The 19,822-nt window shown below is 42.1% G+C and carries 19 protein-coding genes; 11 read left to right on the forward strand and 8 right to left on the reverse strand.

Features of this window, described 5'->3' with window-relative positions:
* Window positions 1-35 precede the first annotated feature (35 nt).
* Window positions 36-287: a DUF2999 family protein gene (locus tag JF50_RS17700; RefSeq protein WP_039610700.1), complete on the forward strand. Its 252-nt coding sequence runs from the start codon at window positions 36-38 to the stop codon at window positions 285-287.
* A 54-nt stretch (window positions 288-341) separates the two neighbouring features.
* Here the strand turns inward: JF50_RS17700 and JF50_RS17705 are convergent, their stop codons facing one another.
* The 3 genes from JF50_RS17705 to udk all read right to left on the reverse strand — a co-directional run bounded on the left by JF50_RS17705 (window position 342) and on the right by udk (window position 5,593).
* Entirely contained in the window at window positions 342-3,350 is a 3,009-nt protein-coding gene (locus tag JF50_RS17705; RefSeq protein ID WP_052262405.1) for a TonB-dependent receptor domain-containing protein, read from the reverse strand.
* Between the two features lie 372 nt (window positions 3,351-3,722).
* A complete protein-coding gene (locus tag JF50_RS17710; protein ID WP_039610701.1) occupies window positions 3,723-4,946 on the reverse strand; it encodes a NupC/NupG family nucleoside CNT transporter in 1,224 nt (407 codons plus the stop codon).
* A gap of 17 nt (window positions 4,947-4,963) precedes the next feature.
* Window positions 4,964-5,593, reverse strand: a complete 630-nt coding sequence (udk, locus tag JF50_RS17715) for a uridine kinase (protein WP_039610702.1) — start codon at window positions 5,591-5,593, stop codon at window positions 4,964-4,966.
* Window positions 5,594-5,903: 310 nt separating this feature from the next.
* On the opposite strand from udk, the gene JF50_RS17720 reads away from it, so the two are divergent.
* The 8 genes from JF50_RS17720 (at window position 5,904) to JF50_RS17755 (ending at window position 13,725) form a co-directional block, all read left to right on the forward strand.
* The gene (locus JF50_RS17720) at window positions 5,904-7,118 is read left to right on the forward strand and encodes a phosphopentomutase (RefSeq protein WP_039610703.1); all 1,215 of its coding nucleotides are present in this window, start codon (window positions 5,904-5,906) and stop codon (window positions 7,116-7,118) included.
* Window positions 7,119-7,135: 17 nt separating this feature from the next.
* Window positions 7,136-7,837, forward strand: a complete 702-nt coding sequence (gene deoD / locus JF50_RS17725) for a purine-nucleoside phosphorylase (protein ID WP_039610704.1) — start codon at window positions 7,136-7,138, stop codon at window positions 7,835-7,837.
* Between the two features lie 396 nt (window positions 7,838-8,233).
* Window positions 8,234-9,259, forward strand: coding sequence for a hypothetical protein (locus JF50_RS17730; RefSeq protein WP_039610705.1), 1,026 nt, complete (start codon window positions 8,234-8,236; stop codon window positions 9,257-9,259).
* An 88-nt stretch (window positions 9,260-9,347) separates the two neighbouring features.
* Window positions 9,348-10,367 (forward strand): hypothetical protein, encoded by a 1,020-nt coding sequence (locus JF50_RS17735; RefSeq protein ID WP_152614584.1) that lies wholly within the window; start codon window positions 9,348-9,350, stop codon window positions 10,365-10,367.
* Between the two features lie 95 nt (window positions 10,368-10,462).
* Window positions 10,463-11,482 (forward strand): tetratricopeptide repeat protein, encoded by a 1,020-nt coding sequence (locus JF50_RS17740; protein ID WP_039610707.1) that lies wholly within the window; start codon window positions 10,463-10,465, stop codon window positions 11,480-11,482.
* Between the two features lie 54 nt (window positions 11,483-11,536).
* The gene (locus JF50_RS17745; protein WP_039610708.1) at window positions 11,537-12,277 is read left to right on the forward strand and encodes a ferredoxin--NADP reductase; all 741 of its coding nucleotides are present in this window, start codon (window positions 11,537-11,539) and stop codon (window positions 12,275-12,277) included.
* Window positions 12,278-12,348: 71 nt separating this feature from the next.
* The gene (locus JF50_RS17750) at window positions 12,349-12,807 is read left to right on the forward strand and encodes a nuclear transport factor 2 family protein (protein WP_039610709.1); all 459 of its coding nucleotides are present in this window, start codon (window positions 12,349-12,351) and stop codon (window positions 12,805-12,807) included.
* Window positions 12,808-12,987: 180 nt separating this feature from the next.
* Window positions 12,988-13,725 (forward strand): substrate-binding periplasmic protein, encoded by a 738-nt coding sequence (locus JF50_RS17755; RefSeq protein WP_235423465.1) that lies wholly within the window; start codon window positions 12,988-12,990, stop codon window positions 13,723-13,725.
* 31 nt (window positions 13,726-13,756) lie between these two features.
* On the opposite strand, the gene JF50_RS17760 is transcribed toward JF50_RS17755, so the two are convergent.
* Complete coding sequence (locus JF50_RS17760) at window positions 13,757-13,984, reverse strand: hypothetical protein (protein ID WP_039610710.1); 228 nt, start codon at window positions 13,982-13,984, stop codon at window positions 13,757-13,759.
* A 258-nt stretch (window positions 13,985-14,242) separates the two neighbouring features.
* On the opposite strand from JF50_RS17760, the gene JF50_RS17765 reads away from it, so the two are divergent.
* Window positions 14,243-16,801: a reprolysin-like metallopeptidase gene (locus JF50_RS17765; RefSeq protein ID WP_052262410.1), complete on the forward strand. Its 2,559-nt coding sequence runs from the start codon at window positions 14,243-14,245 to the stop codon at window positions 16,799-16,801.
* Entirely contained in the window at window positions 16,798-17,160 is a 363-nt protein-coding gene (locus tag JF50_RS17770; protein ID WP_039610711.1) for a hypothetical protein, read from the forward strand. The genes JF50_RS17765 and JF50_RS17770 overlap by 4 nt, the downstream gene beginning before the upstream one ends.
* A gap of 62 nt (window positions 17,161-17,222) precedes the next feature.
* Here the strand turns inward: JF50_RS17770 and JF50_RS17775 are convergent, their stop codons facing one another.
* The 4 genes from JF50_RS17775 to JF50_RS17790 all read right to left on the reverse strand — a co-directional run bounded on the left by JF50_RS17775 (window position 17,223) and on the right by JF50_RS17790 (window position 19,808).
* The gene (locus JF50_RS17775) at window positions 17,223-17,648 is read right to left on the reverse strand and encodes a hypothetical protein (RefSeq protein ID WP_052262411.1); all 426 of its coding nucleotides are present in this window, start codon (window positions 17,646-17,648) and stop codon (window positions 17,223-17,225) included.
* A gap of 15 nt (window positions 17,649-17,663) precedes the next feature.
* Window positions 17,664-18,449: a DNA-binding domain-containing protein gene (locus JF50_RS17780; RefSeq protein WP_039610712.1), complete on the reverse strand. Its 786-nt coding sequence runs from the start codon at window positions 18,447-18,449 to the stop codon at window positions 17,664-17,666.
* The gene (locus tag JF50_RS17785; RefSeq protein WP_039610713.1) at window positions 18,436-19,281 is read right to left on the reverse strand and encodes a DUF692 domain-containing protein; all 846 of its coding nucleotides are present in this window, start codon (window positions 19,279-19,281) and stop codon (window positions 18,436-18,438) included. The genes JF50_RS17780 and JF50_RS17785 overlap by 14 nt, the downstream gene beginning before the upstream one ends.
* Before the next feature lie 62 nt (window positions 19,282-19,343).
* Entirely contained in the window at window positions 19,344-19,808 is a 465-nt protein-coding gene (locus JF50_RS17790) for a hypothetical protein (protein WP_039610714.1), read from the reverse strand.
* Window positions 19,809-19,822: the final 14 nt, after the last annotated feature.

The raw sequence follows: 19,822 nt of genomic DNA on the forward strand, positions 1-19,822 counted from the left end.
GCCTAGCGAACACATTAATCGTTTAAGGTTTGACTATGAATCCAATCATCGCGCTACTAAAAGAGCACAATATTTCTGACGAACAAATTAAAGCGGTATTTCAGGCGCTGACTGAAAACCCTCTAATGGCCATGGCGACTGTACAGCAGTTACCTATTCCACCGGAAAAATTACAGCAATTGATGGGTCTGGTGATGCAAAACCCTGGCCTAATAAAAGAAGCGGTCGCGGAACTCGGTTTAGATTATTCGAAAGTGGAAGCGGCAAAAGCACAGCTTAATAAGTGATTGTCGATGACTTCAGTTAAAAAAGGCTTCACTGTGAAGCCTTTTTTATGCGTATTAAAATGTTACTTGAGTGCCCAACTTAATAAAGCGTCCACGCCCGCCACCATATGCACTGTGAAAGTTGCCGTTGCCACCGATTATAAAGGCCCCTTGATTATCAAAAATATTTTTTATGCTGGCAGAGAGCTTAAGTTTCGTCTCTTGTATTTTTTGTTGGTAAGTCAATTGAACAGAGTGGGTCGTGTAAGAAGGCAGATCATTACCCCAAAGCGGTTCAGGGTTTGAAATACAATCACTTGACTGAAGCGTACAGCGTTCTCGATTGGCATTGATAAAATTAAGCCAGTTTTCATATGTTTGCTTACTGCGTTTTATGGCACTTTTAAATTGTGTATGCCATATCACCTGCCATTGATCATGTTGCCATGAAATAGACGCTTTCCCTGTATCCTCAAAAATGTGGTGGTTTAAATACCCCTCGTGTATCTCAGGTGCGCGAAAGTTGATGGAGTCAGATAGCAAGGCATGCTCGATAACATGATTCCAATTGAGCTTAAAGGCGAGTTTACCACTGTTTTTGAGAGTGTATGCATAGTTAATCGCCAAATCATAGCCTTGGGTAGTAAGCCGATTTGCGTTGACTAAGCGCTGTTGTAGCTCAATGATTTGTCCTTCATTGTCTCTTTTAATGGCTTGGCAAAATGGATTGTTTGGGTCAAATACTGTGTCAGTTTGATAGCACCTTGTCATAATATCTTGATGAGAGAGCGAGGTGATGACATCGTTGATAGTAATTTTATAGTAGCTTGCATTTAGCGCTAAATTAGTGATGAATATAGGTGAAAACTGCACCTCAAAGGCGTAACTATTGGCTGTTTCTTCAGTGAGTTCGGGGTTACCTAAATTGGGAGAGTAGCTATTGTTTTGATCATGAAAGGTTCCTTCTTGTGTTATTACAGCATGAATGCTCGGCTCTTTTCGACAATTTTCATGGCCACGTTGCGTTGATATTGAAGTTACGCCATCACATATATCTTGAAAGGCATTGTAATCGCCTCGTATTGGTGACATAAGCTCGGTGATGGTAGGGGCACGCATGGACTTTGCCCAGTTAAAATTGAACGCATAGTGTGCGGATGGGGCGTAATGTAAGCCAAGGTTATAGCTTTGAATTAACCCCATATCTGACCAGCTGTAATCCGCAGCACGTGCAGCTAAGGAAAGATCTAACTGGTGCGCAAGCGGTTTGTTTTTGAGTAGAGGGACAGACACTTCTGTAAATACTTCATAGCTGGTAACATCACCCGAAAAAGTAGGGATATAGTTAAATGTCACACCACCTTGAGGTACATTGGTGGATACGTCTTGACTATCCTTTCTGTATTCAGCCCCGAATACTGAAAATATCGTACCTGACGCTAAAGTAGCAAGCTCCCCAGTTATCGTGGCTGTTAAGTTAGTTTGCGAGAGTTCAGTCGTTAACTGAGGGTTGGCGCGAATGTAATTGGCCGCTGCCGAACTGATGGCGCCTTCGCCAAATAAGTTGATTGGTACACAGCCATGTTCCCTTGCATCTAGATCTGCACACCGAATGGAACCATCGCTTAACTGCTCAGCGTTGAGCGCATGTTTGACATGATCCACTTTTAGCTCGTTATAGCGGATCTGTTTTTGTTTGAACTGTCCAAACCCTGCTGAGACATCCCATTGCCAACGGCCCCCAACGATCCCATTTAGGCCCACCCATGAACGAAAAGTTGCACGTGAGTTTTTGTTGGTGACGGCGCCAACTTCGTAAAATAAACGATCCCATTTTATGTCTTGATGATTGGCACTGGTGTGTATTTCTTCCGGCACATAAGGGTTAGTGTGGGGAATTGCGCCAATACAATCGGAATTGAACAGCTCTGTGTTTGAGTTATAGGTGATGACGAGGTCACATTCATCTTCGTTTTCTGGGGATTTTACATTGAGGCTATCATTTTTGCTGTAGTGTAATTGCAAATAGGCTTGGTTGCCTGATTTAAAATCAAATTCATTTTTTATTGCTAAACTGAGCTGCTGGCTGGGCAGTTGTAGCATACTATACTGATTAAAATGTATGCCATGTACTTCTTCCTGCCAATCATCTCGCAATGCTTGGCCATCATACCAAAAGCCAGAGTTAGGTTTAAAACTACTCGATTCATTGAACACGCCACCGGGTAACGCATCGCTTAACGAGGTCCAGTCGCTTTGCTCAATATTACGCATACAATGATATGCACTTCGCTGTTCAGCGTCATATATCGCTGTGAGCATTGTGTTGCACATTCTTTTTGGGTCATACCGCCAGTCATCTTGCTGTTGAGCACGCGGCCTGTCCCAGTAGTCTAAGCCAAGGTGTTCGATATAAGAGGCACTAAATAATAGCTGCCCTTGTTGGCGAGCGTATTGAATACCGGTATCTGCATCGATTGAGATTTCCCTTGCGCCGCCAGCTGTGCTTTCTCCAGTGGCAAGGTTAATCGTTGTGTTGTTTTTGTTTTGTCGAGTAATGATATTGACGACACCGGAGAGTGCGCCAGAGCCGTAAGCTGCTGAAGCTCCCCCTGTTATTATTTCAATATTTTTTATTATGCCCTTTGGTATCGTGGAAAGGCTGACAAGATCGCCAGAATAACTGTTTGATACGACACGCCGACCATCAATCAAAGTCAGTGTTCGGTTTAGCCCCAAGCCACGCAAATCGATGGTAGAGAGGCCGGAATTATGGGTGCTATTTTGAGAATTAAAATGACTGATCCCTTCATTAATCTGTACCACTTCATCAATCAGTACATCTGATAAGGAAGCAAATGCAGAGTGAGCGATAATGTCGTCAGATATATTTGTTAGTATATGCGTGTTATTGTTTTGTGTAATACGCGACCCTGTCACAGCGATCCGCTCGATATTTTGGTCTTGTTGCTTATCTGCAAGTAACGTTTCGGGCGCTGCATGTCCATTGTTTATTACACATAGAAAGCCAGTACCAAATACAATTATCGAAAAAGCGCTGTTAGGTTTTTTACTTAATGACACCAAACTTCCTTAAATCCACTAATAGGCAGTAAAAAATTGTTCGTGTAGGAAAGCGCCTTTATCGAGGTGCTTCTTTCCACGTTTTCTGGATACGTTTTGTAGTATAGCTATTGTTTATTAAATTATAATTATATGTATATTAAATGTGAATTTAAAGTGCTGGGAGAAAGTGACTGCTACATGCTGTAAATAAATGAGGTGATTTTAATTGAAAAGTAAGGTGGAAGAGTAACTCATATTTATATGGTCATAGAAACGATAAAAGGGCCATAAAGGCCCTTTGGGAAGTATCGTTCAAGTTAGTATGATTACCCTAACCCCTTAAGGTAACCAACCAATTGTTTTGCAAAAGCGGCATATCTCGTTAAGTTTCTAAGCTAGCGAGAGGAAAAAACCTGCTATTGCTGCGCTCATTAGGTTAGCCATTGACCCTGCTAAAACCGCCCTGAGCCCTAAGCGTGCGATATCCTTTCTGCGACTGGGGGCCATACCACCTAGTCCGCCTAGTAAAATTGCAATCGACGACAGGTTAGCAAATCCACATAACGCAAATGTGACAATTGCTTGGGTATGTTCAGATAACCCATCGCGATAATTCATAAAGTCTAAGTAAGCAACGAATTCGTTAACTACTAATTTTTGGCCGATAAAACTACCTGCCGTTACAGCTTCTGCCCAAGGTACACCAATCATCCACGCCACTGGTGCAAAGACATAGCCTAAAATTTCTTGTAATGTCAGCTCTGGGTGATTAAACCAGCTGCCAATACCGCCAAGTAAACCATTCATCAGTGCAATTAAAGCGACGAAAGCAAGTAACATAGCACCGACATTCAATGCTAAATGCATACCGCTTGAAGCGCCTGCTGCCGCTGCGTCGATGACGTTAACAGGTTTGTCTTCGCCACTGTCTACTTCAGCTAAATTTTCTTTGGTTTTTTCTGTCTCTGGCACGATCATTTTGGCCATTAAGAAACCACCAGGTGCTGCCATGAAACTTGCCGCGATTAAATATTTTAAATCAACACCAATAGCAACATAACCCGCCATTACTGAGCCTGCGACAGTCGCTAGGCCACCAACCATAACGGCAAATAATTCTGATTGCGTCATTTTAGGAATAAACGGTTTCACGATAAGTGGCGCTTCTGTCTGACCGACGAAAATGTTCGCAGTTGCAGAAAGTGACTCAGGTCGTGATGTTTTAAGTAGCTTTTGTAAACCGCCACCCAAAATTTTAATTATCCATTCCATAATTCCCAGATGGTATAAAACGCCAACCAACGCTGAGAAAAAGACAATTACAGGTAAAACCTGAATTGCGAACACGAATCCGATGGATTCTTGCGCGGCCAGAGGGCCAAATAAGAAGCTGATCCCGTCATTGGCATAGCCAATCACCGAAGAAACCGCAGACGACATTGCTGCCAGTGCGTTTTTACCCGCTTCTATAAAGAGTACAAAGCCGCCAATGACGACTTGCATTAAAAATGCGATACCTACAGTTCGTTTGTTTATTGCGCTGCGGTTCGTTGAAGCCGCGAAAGCAATACCTAATAGCATCATCATGCCTACTAGGCTCATTATTGTTGTCATGCCAAAATGTTCCCGTTTTATTCTTGCAGCAAATATTTTATTTTACTTTTAATAATATCAATCGCAACGCGATTCATACCGCCACGGGTCACGACCAAGTCGGCATTATGCTTCGATGGTTCGATAAATTGATAAAACATCGGTCTCACCGTTGCTTGATACTGCTCCACAACAGACGAAATACTTCTGCCTCGGTGCTCGATATCACGCTGCATACGACGTAATAAACAAATATCAAGCGGGGTATCAATAAATACCTTTATATCAAATTCTTCTATTAATGCTGGGTCGCTTAACAGTAAAATCCCTTCGACAATTAAAATTTTTGCCGGATTTACTGTGCGTGTCTCACTACTGCGCGTGTGTTGAGCATAATCATAAGTCGGGACTTGTACAGATTTACCTTGACGTAATTGTTCAAGATGCTCTTTCATCAACGCATGCTCAAACGCATCCGGATGGTCATAATTTGTTTGAGTTCTATGCTCAAATGGCAAATGCGATTGATCTTTATAGTAAGCGTCTTCTTCTATAACTGCGATAGCACCTGATTCAAGTTCATTTACTAATTCGTTATATATTGTTTGACTAAAAAGAGACTTACCGGACGCAGAAGCGCCAGCTATGGCTATAATTGTTCGTGTCACTAAAGTTCACACCCAGCTATTGTTGACGTTGGAAGATCACAATAGCAAAAAAGACACGATTAATCTCTTTTGCCTCGCTTAAGGATCAAATTTAAATGTTTTGCCCCATTCAAAACAGGACTTATGTCCGCTGGTATAACCAGATTTTTTATTTATTTAAAATGGGAACTAAGAAGATATATTATGGTTTTGTGACAGCGGACTAATGTCCTGTACGATATATTTAGCTATCAATAAAGTAACGACCTCTGGGAGCAAAGATGCTTTATAAAAACAAAATATGGCCCAGACAAAAGATGAGAGGTGATATATGGCAAGAGCAATTATATTAATGGCGGATAGCCTTGGCGTTGGTGCAGCACCAGATGCTGAAAAGTTTGGTGATGTAGGTGCCAACACGCTCGCTCATCTTTTGCAAGCATATAAAGAGGAAAAAGGTAACGCATTATCTATCCCTAATTTAACGAAATTAGGCTTAGTAGATGCATGTGAGGCCGCTGGTGGGAAAACATGTGAAGTTGCTGAGCGCATTGAGCCAGTAGCAGCGTGGGGTTATGCCAAAGAGCTTTCTAGTGGTAAAGACACTCCGTCTGGACACTGGGAAATGGCAGGTGTGCCAGTTTTATTTGACTGGGGCTACTTTCCAAATACCCAACCTTGTTTCCCGCAAGAGTTTATTGATGAGTTGTGTAAAAGAGCGGACATCCCTGGCATTTTAGGGAATTGTTATGGCTCAGGCACAGTGATTCTAGAGCAACTAGGTGAAGAGCATGTCAAAACTGGCATGCCTATTTGTTACACCTCAGTTGATAGCGTATTTCAAATAGCCGCTCATGAGCAGTCATTTGGCCTTGAAAAGCTTTATCAAGTATGTGAAATCGCACGGGCACTGCTTGATGAAATGAACATAGGGCGAGTGATTGCGCGGCCGTTTATAGGCACTTCGAGTGCCGACTTTATTCGTACAGGTAATCGGAGAGATTATTCTGTTTTACCACCGGCACCAACTGTTTTAGACAAGTTGGCTAATAACGGTGGTGAGGTGATCAGTATTGGTAAAATTGCAGACATTTATGCGCACCAAGGGATCACCCAAAAACACAAAGCACCTGGTTTGATGAATTTATTAAATAAAACCAGTGAAGTGATTGATTCCGCACCGGATAATAGTCTGATTTTCACTAACTTAGTGGATTTTGATGAAAAGTTTGGTCATCGTCGCAACGCAGTCGGATACGCCGAAGCGTTGGCTGAGTTTGACGCCTACTTACCGACAATTTTGGGTAAGCTAAAAGATGACGATGTGCTATTTATCACGGCGGATCACGGTTGCGACCCGACTGCTCCGGGTACCGACCACACAAGAGAATACGTGCCTGTATTGGCATACCGAAATGGAATGAATAATACTCCATTAGGTGAAAGAAACAGCTTCGCAGATATAGGTCAAACACTTGCCCAGTGGTTTAACCTAGAAGAATTAGAATATGGTGACGGCTTTGCCGACAAGTTGGTTACAGCTTAAGTTAAAGGAAACATGTTATGAGTACTCCGCATATTAATGCAAACCCAGGTGATTTTGCTGAAACGGTATTAATGCCAGGTGATCCACTACGTGCTAAGTATATTGCTGAGAACTTCCTAGAAGATGCTCGCCAAGTGACAGACGTTCGCAACATGTTTGGATTCACTGGTACATATAATGGTAAGCCAGTGAGCATCATGGGCTCTGGTATGGGTATCCCATCGATGTCAATTTACGCACGTGAGCTGATTGTCAGCTTTGGTGTTAAAAACTTAATTCGTATCGGTACTTGTGGCGGTATCAATCAGGATACAAAAATCCGTGATGTGATCTTTGCACAAGGTGCAAGCACAGACTCTAATGTAAACCGTGCTCGTGTACGTGGCTTTGATTTTGCTGCTATCGCCGACTTCGGCCTGCTTGAGAATGGTGTTAACGCAGCACGTCGTCTAGGTATTGAGGCGAAAGTAGGTAATGTCTATACCACAGATACTTTTTATCAGGCTGACAGCAGCTTCTACCCTGAACTAGATAAGTTAGGTGTTTTGGCTGTAGATATGGAAACAGCTGGCCTTTACGGTGTTGCTGCTGAATACGGTGCAAAAGCAATGGCTTTATTCACAGTCAGTGACCATGTTATTACAGGTGAAGCAACGCCGCCAGAAGAGCGTCAAAGCACGTTTAACGAAATGGTTAAGATTGCTCTAGAATCAATTTAATTTAAAGTAGCGCACACGGTGCGCTATTTGAACAGTTCCTTGGTAACGTAATCGCAGAGTTTTGGAGACACGCCTAAAACAAAGCGAATCACACCCAAAAAGCCGCACCTAGTGCGGCTTTTTTTTATTTTTATAAATCTTAACTTACCAATATTAAGTCACTTTAAATTTCTTATAATGAGCAATTTAACAATGGCTATGTGAGTGGATACGGCGAGCTCGTTTTTTTCAGTGCTATGAGATAGGAGCAAGACTCCACAGTTTATGATGCAAAGTTGCGGTGGGTAATTTCATCATTTCTCACATGCTGATAGAAAGTGGCTGTGGTCAATTTGATGTATAAATATTGAGTTATGCACTATATTTTGTTTAGCCTCATAACTTTGATAAATTTAAATGAAATACATTGGCGTAGTAGTCGCTGTTATTTTGTGTTTGGCAATACATAACGTCGTGGCGATTGACTCTGTAAACTATGAATACGAGTCTGACTCGGAAAAAATCAAAGATCTCTCCTTAAATTATCCTGCTAAGGCCATTGAGCTTTATAAACAAAATGCGACTCAGTACCTGTTAAGAAGTAATGAAGATACGATGTCAGCATATACGAGTGCACTGATTGCAGCTAGTAATGCGCAGAACATCGATCTTATCGAAGAGATCATTGGCTTGATAGCTGACGATAGGCTTGCCCCTTTCAGAGAGTCTTATCTTTTTACTGTGATCAACGTGATTGGTGTCTCTTACACTATGAATATGCAATATGAACAAGCAATAAAAACCCATAAATGCGCGTTGAATTACACAAATAGCCACATGGAGAAAATGATATCCAAGGTGAATTTAGCGATTACGTATCGTATGTATAATCAACCAGCCCTGAGCTACCAAATTTTACAGACCGTCGATGAGGCGATCCTCAATGGCAGGAGAGCTGCTGGAGTACTTGTTGAGAAAGGAAACACAGCGATGGTGCTAGGCGAGTTTGATGCGGCGATTCGAGCATATAAAGCTGCTCGGGTACAGTACATAAACGGAGGTCATCATAGAAATGCGATGAGAGTGGTTGTCCATCTGCTGGGGGCTGCATTATTAGATGAACGCTATGAATTATTCACTGCAAGCCGAAAAAAGCTTGATCCGCAGTCGAGTAATTATCTAACAGAAAATGAACTTATTTATTTAAAATGGTTAGACTTAATTTATCCGAGTATCCAAGATAATCAAATATCTGAAATGGTAGTTACTTATACGTCAGATAACTTTGCTTTGTTTGTTGAAGCAGGGTTTCAAGCACCAGTTGAAAGTTTGCTAAAAAAAATGAAAGCGCAGCATATTGTCTCAGATGACCCATCGGCAGCCAATGTGGTAATGAAAATAAACGATAAGCTTGCACATGGCTGGTGTGATGGGGATAAATAATTTTACAACATGCGTGATGGCTATGGACTGTTTGTAAAAATGCATTGATGTACTAGTATCAACTAGGGCAAGTGAGTTGATGGTGTTGATGAAGTACTTTATATATTTGTTTGGCCTACTGTTACTGAGCTATGGTGGCGCTTTTGCCAATGAAAAGCATGCCAGCACTTTTGAAACAGAGTCTGAGCGCATTGAATACCTCGCATTAAATTATCCAGCCAAAGCCATTGAGCTATACAAACGCAATGCAAATAAGTTATTGATAACAGACAACGCAAAGACGGTATTTTTTTATAATCATGTGCTTGTTGCTGCCAGTAGCGTGCATGACACTGCTTTAATAGAAGAACTCGTCGGTTTGCTTGCACATCGTCGACTCGATCCATTTCGGAAGCCTTACCTTTTTGCAATTGTAAATGTCCTTGGTGTCTCTTATGGCACAAATTTACAATATGTTGAGGCCATTGCCGCATATAAGTGTGCTTTAGTGCTCACAGACAATAAACTTGAGAAGATGATAGCCAAAGTCAACTTGGCAATCGCGTATCGGATGGCAGAACAACCCGCATTGAGTTACCAAATATTGCAAAGTATTGATGAGTCTATCTTGAGTGAGCGAAGGTTGGCTGGCGTTTTGGTTGTTAAGGGGAATACCGCGATGGCATTACATGATGTGGAGGCTGCAATTGCGCATTACATAATGGCCAGAAAACACTATATCAAAGCCAAGTATCGTCGAAATGCAACTAGAGTAACGGTGAACTTGCTAGGGGCAGCTTTGGCCGATCAGCAAAGGACACTATTCGAAAAGTTTCGAAAAACATTGGATGCCAAATCCGAAAGTCATTTGACAGATAATGAGTCTGCCTATCTACTTTGGTTGGATACGCTATATGGTAGCGTGAAATATAAAAAAATCTCACCAGAGGTGGAGCGCATCACATTAAATTTGGCGCCTAAATTACTAGCCGGTGGTTATATCACACCAGTAAAAATGATTTTGGACCGCTTTGATGCAACACATCTTATTTCGTTGGAAGCGCAGACTAAAACTAACAAAGCCAGACTGAAAGCAAGGTTAGTCGATCATTGGTGTGGGTCACCGTAATTGGCGGTGATACAAATTTTTTACCGTGTTGCTACTGTTTCTATAAATACATTGATGTACTATGGTTAACTCAATAAAGTGATTTGACGACTTTGATGAAGTATTTAATTTACCTGTGTGGACTGCTTTTGCTAAGTTGCGGCAGTGTTTCTGCTGTGGAGAAAAACGAGAAAACGTTTTCGTCAGAGCCTGAGCGGGTCAAATATCTTGCTTTAAACTACCCAGACCAAGCTGTGGCCTTCTTTAAGGAAAATCAAGGTAAGTTGCTTGAGCAAAGCTCCGAGCAAACCGTTTCCATTTACAGTAGTGTTTTAGCGGCTGCGAGTAACATTGGTGACATTAAATTAGTTGAAGCCATTGTGCGTTTGCTGTCAGACACAAGACTGACCCCATATAGCCAGCACTTTCTCTTTACCATCGTCAATGTCATCGGAGTGTCGTATAGGGTCAATGGTCAGTTTGATGATGCTGTAGTTACTTATAAATGTGCACTGAAGCTTGCTCGAAATAATGTCGAAAAAATGACTTCCAAAGTGAATCTGTCCATTGCATATCGCATGAATAATCAACCCGCTATTAGTTTTCAAATACTTCAAAGCATTGATGAAGCCATTTTGAGTGGAAGAAGAAAAGCGGGCTTATTGGTTGTAAAAGGCAATACTGCGATTGTTTTAGATAAACCCAAAGAGGCCATCAGTTATTTTATCGCAGCAAGGCAGCACTACCTCAAAGGCCAACATCATCGCAATGCGGCTAGGGTCACTGTTAATCTCTTAGGTGCTGCATTAATCGCGAGACGCGCTGAAGTATATGAAAAATATAGGAGAAAGTTGACTCCTGCATATGAAGCCTATCTGCCACAAAGCGATAAGCTATATTTACACTGGTTAGACTTGATGCATGACAGTGTTAAGTCCAATATTGTTGCAGACGGTACTGTAAATTATACGAAAACCCACGTTACGCGTTTACTTAAAGAGGGCTACACCGAGCCTGTAAGCAAGTTACTTCACTCTCTCAACGTTGAATTTTTGATGCCAGAAAAGCAAAAAAATAGCTTGGTGAATACTGCTTTATCTTCAAATTTGGCCAAGCCGTGGTGCCAAGATCTTTGACAAGTTTTTATTCTATGCCATTGTTTTAGTATATGCATTTATTATGGTGCAGCCATGACAAACTGGGTAATTGGAAAAGTAGTTGAAGTAAACTGGTGGACGCCAAGCTTGTTTAGTTTGAAAATTGCGGCAGATATAAAGAACTTTACCGCAGGGCAATTTACTAAATTAGCATTGGATGTGGATGGAAAGCGCATTGCAAGAGCCTATTCATTTGTCAATGCACCTTCGGATCCGTTATTAGAGTTTTATGTGATAGAGGTCCATAATGGCGCGCTTTCACACCCTCTAGCACAACTTAAAGAAGGGGATAATGTCTGGGTATACAGCAAGCCTTCCGGTTATTTTACGTTAGATGAATTGCCTAAAGCTGATACGCTCTGGATGTTGTCTACGGGGACGGCTATCGGACCTTATTTGTCTATTTTGAGCGATGGTAAACTGTGGAAACAGTTTAGTCGCGTTGTATTAGTACATGGAGTGAGGTTGAACACTGATCTGTGTTATCAGGAGCAAATCCGTGCCACAGAAAAACTATTTGAGCAATTCACATACGTCCCTCTTGTAAGTAGAGAAAAACCAGAAGTCGGCTTGGGTGGCAGGGTGACAGACATCTTGAAAAGTGGTCAGCTATTGAATTATTGCCAGTTAGACGCATTGCCAGCAGACAGTCACTTTATGCTATGCGGCAACCCAGACATGGTGAAGGATACAACCTTATTGTTACAGCAACTGGGGTTCAAGAAACATCGTAGAGTGGAGCCCGGACATATCACCGTTGAGCAATACTGGTAACCTGAACCTAGGCTGTATTACGCAAACTAAACTTGATATACTTTACTTGCCCGTACCAAATAGGGGGAAGTATGAGGTATATTTTTTTGTTGGTGCTTTGTGTTGGTTCTTTAGGTGTATTTGCGAACCCTGCATTTGAAGACAAAGCGCGTGAATATAATTTACAAAAATCAGAACAAGAAAAAGCAGCGGAAGCGGTCATTGATAAGTTAATATTAGCGTATAACAAGCAGAATATACGCCAGTTTTTAGCTTTATACGCTGAAGATGTTGAATTTTATATGTATCCACAGACGTTGATGTTTAAAGGCAAGAAGAAGCTGATTAAGCGTTATGGTTTGATGTTTGAAAAAATGCATTGTATGAAATCAACATCCATCAAAAGAATCACAAATGGTAACATTGTCATTGATCATGAGACATCTGAAATTTGTACAAAAGAAGACGGTGTTGTTGATAAACGTTCTGAGTTTGTTACGAGTTATCAAGTTGAAGATGGTAAGATCAAAAAAGTGGTGTTTTTCAGATAATTCTCCATAGCTTTGGCGCTCTGAGATGGATGGCTCTCGGAGTTGAAAAAGTCTTGCAAGTATTTGCTTATTTTATTTTTATCATTACTTTTTAGCGTCTATCCTTTAAGCAACACTCAACTATAATTGTGCGATATAAGCATTATCATTTATTCTGACAAAATGAGTTGGAGGGGTGGTGTGGTAAACAATGGGGCACTTTTGCTAGTGCTGTTATGCTGCATTAGCAGTGGTAAAGCTATTGCGGATGTGCCTAAACTTCAGGTCGTGACTGAAGAATGGGTTCCGTATAATTATGCCGATAAGCAAGGGGTAATTGTTGGTAGGGCGACCGAAAAAGTTCGAGAAGTACTTGAGCTTGCAGGTATTGAGTATGACATAAAGCTCTACCCGTGGGCGCGTTCAATGAAGTTAACGCAAACTCAAGCCAATACCATGATCTATTCGATCTACCGAAGCGGTGATCGCGAGCACTTATTCGAATGGGCATGTCCGCTAATGCGACCGGTTCGACAATATCTGTTTAGATTAAAAAATCGGAATGACATAAAAGTTGCGACCCTCGAAGACGCAAAAAAGTATGTGATATCGATTGTCCGAGGTAGCGTTGTACATGAGTTTTTAACAAAGCAAGGGTTTGAAGCTGGTGTGAATTTAGATATTACCGCAGACCCAAGTGCTTCGCAAAGAAAGCTGTTGGCTGGAAGAATAGATTTCCTATTGACGACAGAATACACCATGCATGCAACCCTTAAGTCAATAGGCGTTGCTTATGAAACCGTAGTGCCTGTTTTAGAAGTACGTAACAACTCGGATAGACGTGCGTGTATGGCGTTTAATCTAAATACAGATAAAGAACTGATTGAACGCGTACGAAGGGCTTTAGCGGAGCATAACAGCCGATATGTAGGCCCTTGAGTCGCGATGAATCAAGTATTCATTTTATTATTCACCATGGTTTAAGCGTATTGCGTGGCTTCTTGGGCTTGTCTACCAAATATTTGTCAAAAAGACGCTTTCCGTTATCGTACTCTGTTGGTGTTCGTTTGACACCTGGGTTGGCAATGATGGCGAGCAAAGCCAATAAAATTGTTTTAACAAAATCCATCTCTATTAGATAAATAAATGATAGCGTTGTCATCGCTATGCAGGTAATAAAACGAACTAAAAATATCATTGCCTTTCCCTTTGCAAATTTAACTACGTCACTTTAAAGTCTTTATTCTATCCTTTCAAGAGGTCTGATGAGTAATTGAGCGTAATTACACCCATTGGCACACATCGCCTACAGCCTGCATGGGTAATCTCTTACATTTAGGTCTGGTTGTTAAGTGCGTTAGTGAATAACAAAGGATAAAAAGTTGTTTAATTATCACGCAATCAGAATATCAAAGACTATGCTGTAGTTAATAACATACAGAACTTGGAATGACTTATGGTGAAATATCTTCTGATTTTTTGCTCTGCATTGTTACTTTCATTTAGTGTGAAAAGCGCAACAAATTTGTGGTCTGACTATCCATTAAAAGGTCAGAGCAAGTCGCAAGAAGGGCTCAATAAAACGTATTTAGATACTGAAAAAATGGCAGAGGTGTTCACCGGTGATGGAGACTTGCGCTTGGCGCTGCCAACACCCAGCGGTGAGTTAATCATGTTTGAATTAACGCCCTATTCGGTGATGCCAAAGCCGTTAGCTGAGAGGTATCCAAAAATTAAAACGTATCTTGGAAAGCATGTGAGTGATCCGTCTATTTCAGGTACATTTGATATCTCACCAAAAGGTTTTTATGGGGTTTATGACTTATTTGGACAACGGGTATTTGTAGAGCCAGAGACAGGCTATGCCGATGAGAAAAAAGCGTTGTACCGAGTTTACTACAAGCATGCCATTGCTGATACTTATGCAAAGTCTGATTACATTTTACGACAGCCGATTAAGCACGATTTATTAGATCATCAGGCTCGAAATACTGATTCTCCAAGCTTTAACACGCCACTCACGAATGACGTCAAATATCGCCTTGCGATTGCCACAACTGGGGAATATTCAGAGTTTCATGGTGGCACCAAAGACAGTGTGATGGCGGCCTTAGTTACGTTAGTTAATCGAGTAAACCAAGTTTATATGAGGGACTTATCGACTACGTTTGAACTGGTGGCAGATAATGATGATCTCATTTTTCTAGACGCGTCGACAGACCCTTTTTCAAATGATGATACTGACATTGATAAAATTGCGGATGTGATTGATCCTGTGATCGGGAGTTCAGGTTATGATATCGGGCATTTGGTTGGAACGGGCGCAGGTGGGCTTGCCGGATTTGGTGTTGCATGTACGACTGCCAAAGCGGAAGGGGTGACAGGTAACCCACAGCCTATCAATGACGCTTTTTCGATCGATTATGTTGCACATGAAATCGGTCATCAACTTGGGGCAGATCATACATTCAATGGGTTAGTGGGAGCATGTGATGGAAACAGAGTGAGCACAGCTGCATTTGAACCGGGTAGCGGCTCTACGATTATGGGGTATACGGGGATTTGTGAAACGCAAAATTTACAAGCCAACTCAGACCCTTACTTTCACGTTCATTCTTTAGAGCAAATGGCTGCATTCACGAGACAAGCTGGTGGCAGTGCTTGTGGGGTGAGAACAGCTAAGACTAATCAAGCACCAGTTGTAGATGCTGGAAATGATTTTACAATCCCCGCTAGAACACCGTTCAAGCTGACTGGGAGTGCAACAGATGCCGATGGGGATACATTGACCTACAGTTGGCAGCAAAGCGATTTGGGGAGTGCCACCAATAGCCCACAAGAAGATGCCACAGATAGTGGTGACGGCCCATTATTCAGAGTATTCAATCCGTCATCTGATGGTACGCGAACTTTTCCGCAAATGTCAGATGTCATGTCTGGTCAAGTCAGTTATGGTGAAGCGTTGCCGACGACCAGTAGAGACTTGACCTTTAAATTACTAGTAAGAGATGGCAATGGCAATATCGCGGACGACTCTGTGACGATCACCGTGGTGGGTAACCAGCAGGGATTCGCTGTGACTGAGCCAACCAGTGGGACGCTGTGGACTTTAGGAACGCATACTGTGCGCTGGCAAACCGCAGATACTGAAAATGCGCCAATTTCATGCTCGTTCGTCGATATTTTATTGTCACTCGATGGGGGAGAGTCCTTCCCGACATTAGTTGCGGATGATGTGCCAAACGATGGGCAGCATGATATTACGCTCGCTAATCTGGCCAGCTCAGCAAATGGCAAGCTGAAAGTGATGTGTAGTAACAATGTATTTTTTGCGGTCAATGCAGGTAATTTGCAAATTCAAGGCAGCACTGAGCCTGTCGCACCCAATATAACAGAGCAAGAAGCTTTAGTTGTTACAGAAGATGGCAGCATCACTTTAACCATTTCTAACTTTAAGTATCAAGGTGGGTTTAATGCAGAGTCACTCACGATTGCTGGTGGCGAAAACTACACGGTTAATGGTTTGACGGTGACACCTTCGGAAAACTTCAATGGCACCCTGGCTGTGCCTGTTACGGCAACTAGAGCCACACTGACGAGCGACCCATTTAACGCATCTATTACTGTGACTGCTGTAAATGACGCACCAGTCGGACAAAATGACTCTTTTAACGTCAATACCAACAGCCAGTCAAATTTGCTCAACGTATTGGCAAACGATACAGATATTGATGACGATAGTTTGGTGATTGGTACGGTGAGCTATCAGGGAACGGGCAGTGTTATTGTGTCTAATAACCAACTAGCTTACACGCCAGCAGCAAATTTTTCTGGCAGTGAGCAACTCACTTATGTGGTAAGAGATACAGGGGGGGCGGAGTCTAGTGCACAGGTCACTATCACGGTGTCAGTACCTGCTAGTACTGACAGTGGTTCATCAGGCATCATGTCGTATTTGATCTGGATGATGTTAGCATTGAGTTTATTAAGAGTGCACATAAGGAGGGTTATTTGAAAGTATTAATGGGCATGGGCTTATTATGTTGCTTAACTACAGGGTGTGCTAATGATTATGCTCAGCGTCAAACGGATTCTTCTGTGAATGACAATACCACAGAGGTCTCTGAAGCTGTAGCATTAGCATTGAAAGATAAAGACTATAGGCTCTTTGCAACTACGGGTAGAAGGCCTATTTTGCCTGGCCTTGAAAAAATGGCGTTTTCGACGCTCAAGGCAAAATGTGGCGTGAAGTATCTATCCGATGCAGGAGATGTACTTAAGTCGGAGCAAGATAAGCAACAACGCCTTGAAAGGTATGAGTATGCGAAAGCGTATAACATACAAATGTATGCCAAGTGCAAAGCGATAAAATAATGCACGACTAGGCAAGATAGACGTTTGGCGTTATTTTAAACCATATGCTAAAGCGCAAACTGTTATTTTAGGGAGTTGAGAAGCTGCTTTATGTCGCTTCTCACCCTGTCTATGTCTTTCACTATTAACTCAATAGATCCACTATCGTTTGAAATGCTTTCCCACTTTTGAGCCCAAGTATCATGAAGTGTGGTTGCACTGGACTGTACGCTGTGATTAGTTAAGTAGCTAAAATCTTTGATAAGCCCTACTTTGACCCACCCTTTGCGAGGGCTTGCTGTTTGCATATCGTTGTCATAATGGGCGATATATATCAATTGTTCTAATGCAGCGAGTTCTTTGAGTACTTCAAAACAGGCCAGTCTGACGTTATTATTGTGCTCAGATGCTTCAAGTCGCCATATGTTATAGCTGAATCCGACCAAAGCAAACAACATGCTAAATATGACACTTATTTGATATAGCTGTAACCGCTGTCTCACTTTCATCAGCTCACCTATGTTTTACGTCACAGAAGTTTTTAAAAACCAGCCTAGTTCAATACCTTGTTGAAGTAATTGCATGACTTCAATTGTGCCTTGTTGTTGGTCCCCTGCGACACCCGCCGCTGCTTCGCACACAAAGCCAAATGGTAAACCCTGTTTGATGCTAGTTAAGCATTGAAAATGACACTCAGAAATAGGGTAGAAGCCCGTACGCTTATCAGGTGCCCGAGCAATGAGCCAATGGCGATGGGTGTGTAATTCAGGAGCTGGTGGGGAAGAGTCATTTTTTAAAGCCTGCCAACTTTCAACTGCGGAAAATTGGCAAGTAAGTAAGTGCACGCTGTCATGTAGTTTAAGAATAATGTTGGGCCATGAAGCTTGCTCAATAGATTGCAAGTCAGTCAACTCTAAGACAGGGCCATCCGCAGCATCAAACGCGTGTAGTAATAATCGCTCAAATTGGGCCATCTCGGATAAAATCCCATGTTCTTTAAAAGGAGATTGCTCGCGAAGAAGTTGTGGTAGCCGTTCACCAAATTCCCTTAATGAGGCAGATTTTGAAGGGTAGGTGGATAAATAGGTCTCTACCATAGAGTCAAATAACTCATCCCCTAAATAAAGCCCCAGCATTTCATGATCTTGTTCGAGTACTTTTTTTAATCTTATTTGGTAGGCGTTTTGGTAAATTTCACTGCGCTGCTCGCAAGATAAGCCTTTTTGTTGTGCTATGTGTTGCGCAAAATCCGCGTTTTTTCCTTGTAACATAGCGACAAAGTCATGTTGTAGTCGTTCAAGCGTACTCATTCATCCTCCAGGATGTGGGGGCGAGGGATCTGGCCTGCTCAAGCTCACTCATTAACTCTTTAAAGGCTGGAAAGTTATCGTCCCGTTCTATCATGGTGTTGACGGGGGGATGTGTCTGCGCAAAATCTGCAAACAATTGCCAAACCTCGTCACAAATAGGTTGATCATGCGTATCGATGATATGTGTGCCAAAATCACTGTGTCCTGCCAAGTGAATTTGCGCGATCGAAGAGGTGGGCATTGCGTTTAAAAATTCACTCGGGTCAAACTGATGATTTCGAGCACTGACGTAGACATTATTGATGTCTAGCAAAAACTGACATTGTGTACGTTGATGTAGCTCAGTCAGAAACTCCCATTCACTCATTTCTGATGCTTGGTAAGTCAGGTAGCTCGATACATTCTCTAGAATTAAAGGCCGTTCTAGGAAGTCTTGCACGATTAATAGTCTTTTACATAAATGATCAAGAGATTCCTCTGTATACGGCATCGGTAGTAGATCATGGCTATTGAAGTCACCGAGTGAAGAAAAGCAGAGGTGATCAGATATCCATAATGGTTGCACACGCTCAATGGTCTGTTTTAATTTTCTGAGGTAGTCAAAATTGACCTCTGTTGTACTCCCTATCGACATAGAAACGCCATGCATTACGATGGGGTAACGTTCTTTAATTTGCGATAAGTAATGCCATGGTTTGCCACCTGAGACAAAATAATTCTCAGAGATAATTTCAAACCAGTCTACATTGGGCTCTGTGGTTAAAATCTCTTCAAAATAACAAGTTCTTAAACCTAGGCCAAAGCCAGCAAAAGAAGGGGGGGAATATTTCAATCTATTCTCACAGCTTTATTAAAATTTAGAGCCCACTATTTTGTGGACTCCAATGATACTGATTAACTACCGACTTTGCCGCCGATATCTTTACATGCCTTTGCAGGCATATTTACAAAACCAGTGCCTTTGCAAGATGCTTGTGCAGCACAGGCGTTGTTTGCAGTTTTACAGTCGTTGTGACCACCGCATATGTTTACATCATGGCAGTGGACTAAATCGGCTTTAGCCACGCTACCTACCCAACTATCTTTTTGTTTACCACCTACATCTGCGCAGGCTTTTGCTGGCATACCAACAAACCCGCTTCCTTTGCAAGATGCCTGACCTGCGCACGCGTTACTTGCTGTTTTACAGTCGTTGTGACCACCACAAATATTCACATCATAGCAATGCACTAAGTCAGTTTTAGCACCGCCTGAGCTTGCTGTTGCGCTGGCGGTGCTCGATTGGCTTGAGTCTGTTGCGTTACAACCAACCAGACCTGCTACCATTACTGCCATTGCGGCGCCTGTTAATGCTTTCATTGTCGTTTCCTCGT

This window comes from Pseudoalteromonas luteoviolacea (assembly GCF_000814765.1).
GTDB lineage: Bacteria > Pseudomonadota > Gammaproteobacteria > Enterobacterales > Alteromonadaceae > Pseudoalteromonas > Pseudoalteromonas luteoviolacea_H.

Excerpts from the sequence above, each read along its gene's own strand:
- JF50_RS17700 (WP_039610700.1), top strand. The coding sequence starts at position 36 with ATGAATCCAATCATCGCGCTACTAAAAGAGCACAATATTTCTGACGAA.
- JF50_RS17710 (WP_039610701.1), bottom strand. The coding sequence starts at position 4,946 with ATGACAACAATAATGAGCCTAGTAGGCATGATGATGCTATTAGGTATT.
- JF50_RS17720 (WP_039610703.1), top strand. The coding sequence starts at position 5,904 with ATGGCAAGAGCAATTATATTAATGGCGGATAGCCTTGGCGTTGGTGCA.
- deoD (WP_039610704.1), top strand. The coding sequence starts at position 7,136 with ATGAGTACTCCGCATATTAATGCAAACCCAGGTGATTTTGCTGAAACG.
- JF50_RS17730 (WP_039610705.1), top strand. The coding sequence starts at position 8,234 with ATGAAATACATTGGCGTAGTAGTCGCTGTTATTTTGTGTTTGGCAATA.
- JF50_RS17735 (WP_152614584.1), top strand. The coding sequence starts at position 9,348 with ATGAAGTACTTTATATATTTGTTTGGCCTACTGTTACTGAGCTATGGT.
- JF50_RS17740 (WP_039610707.1), top strand. The coding sequence starts at position 10,463 with ATGAAGTATTTAATTTACCTGTGTGGACTGCTTTTGCTAAGTTGCGGC.
- JF50_RS17745 (WP_039610708.1), top strand. The coding sequence starts at position 11,537 with ATGACAAACTGGGTAATTGGAAAAGTAGTTGAAGTAAACTGGTGGACG.
- JF50_RS17750 (WP_039610709.1), top strand. The coding sequence starts at position 12,349 with ATGAGGTATATTTTTTTGTTGGTGCTTTGTGTTGGTTCTTTAGGTGTA.
- JF50_RS17760 (WP_039610710.1), bottom strand. The coding sequence starts at position 13,984 with ATGATATTTTTAGTTCGTTTTATTACCTGCATAGCGATGACAACGCTA.
- JF50_RS17765 (WP_052262410.1), top strand. The coding sequence starts at position 14,243 with ATGGTGAAATATCTTCTGATTTTTTGCTCTGCATTGTTACTTTCATTT.
- JF50_RS17775 (WP_052262411.1), bottom strand. The coding sequence starts at position 17,648 with ATGAAAGTGAGACAGCGGTTACAGCTATATCAAATAAGTGTCATATTT.
- JF50_RS17780 (WP_039610712.1), bottom strand. The coding sequence starts at position 18,449 with ATGAGTACGCTTGAACGACTACAACATGACTTTGTCGCTATGTTACAA.
- JF50_RS17790 (WP_039610714.1), bottom strand. The coding sequence starts at position 19,808 with ATGAAAGCATTAACAGGCGCCGCAATGGCAGTAATGGTAGCAGGTCTG.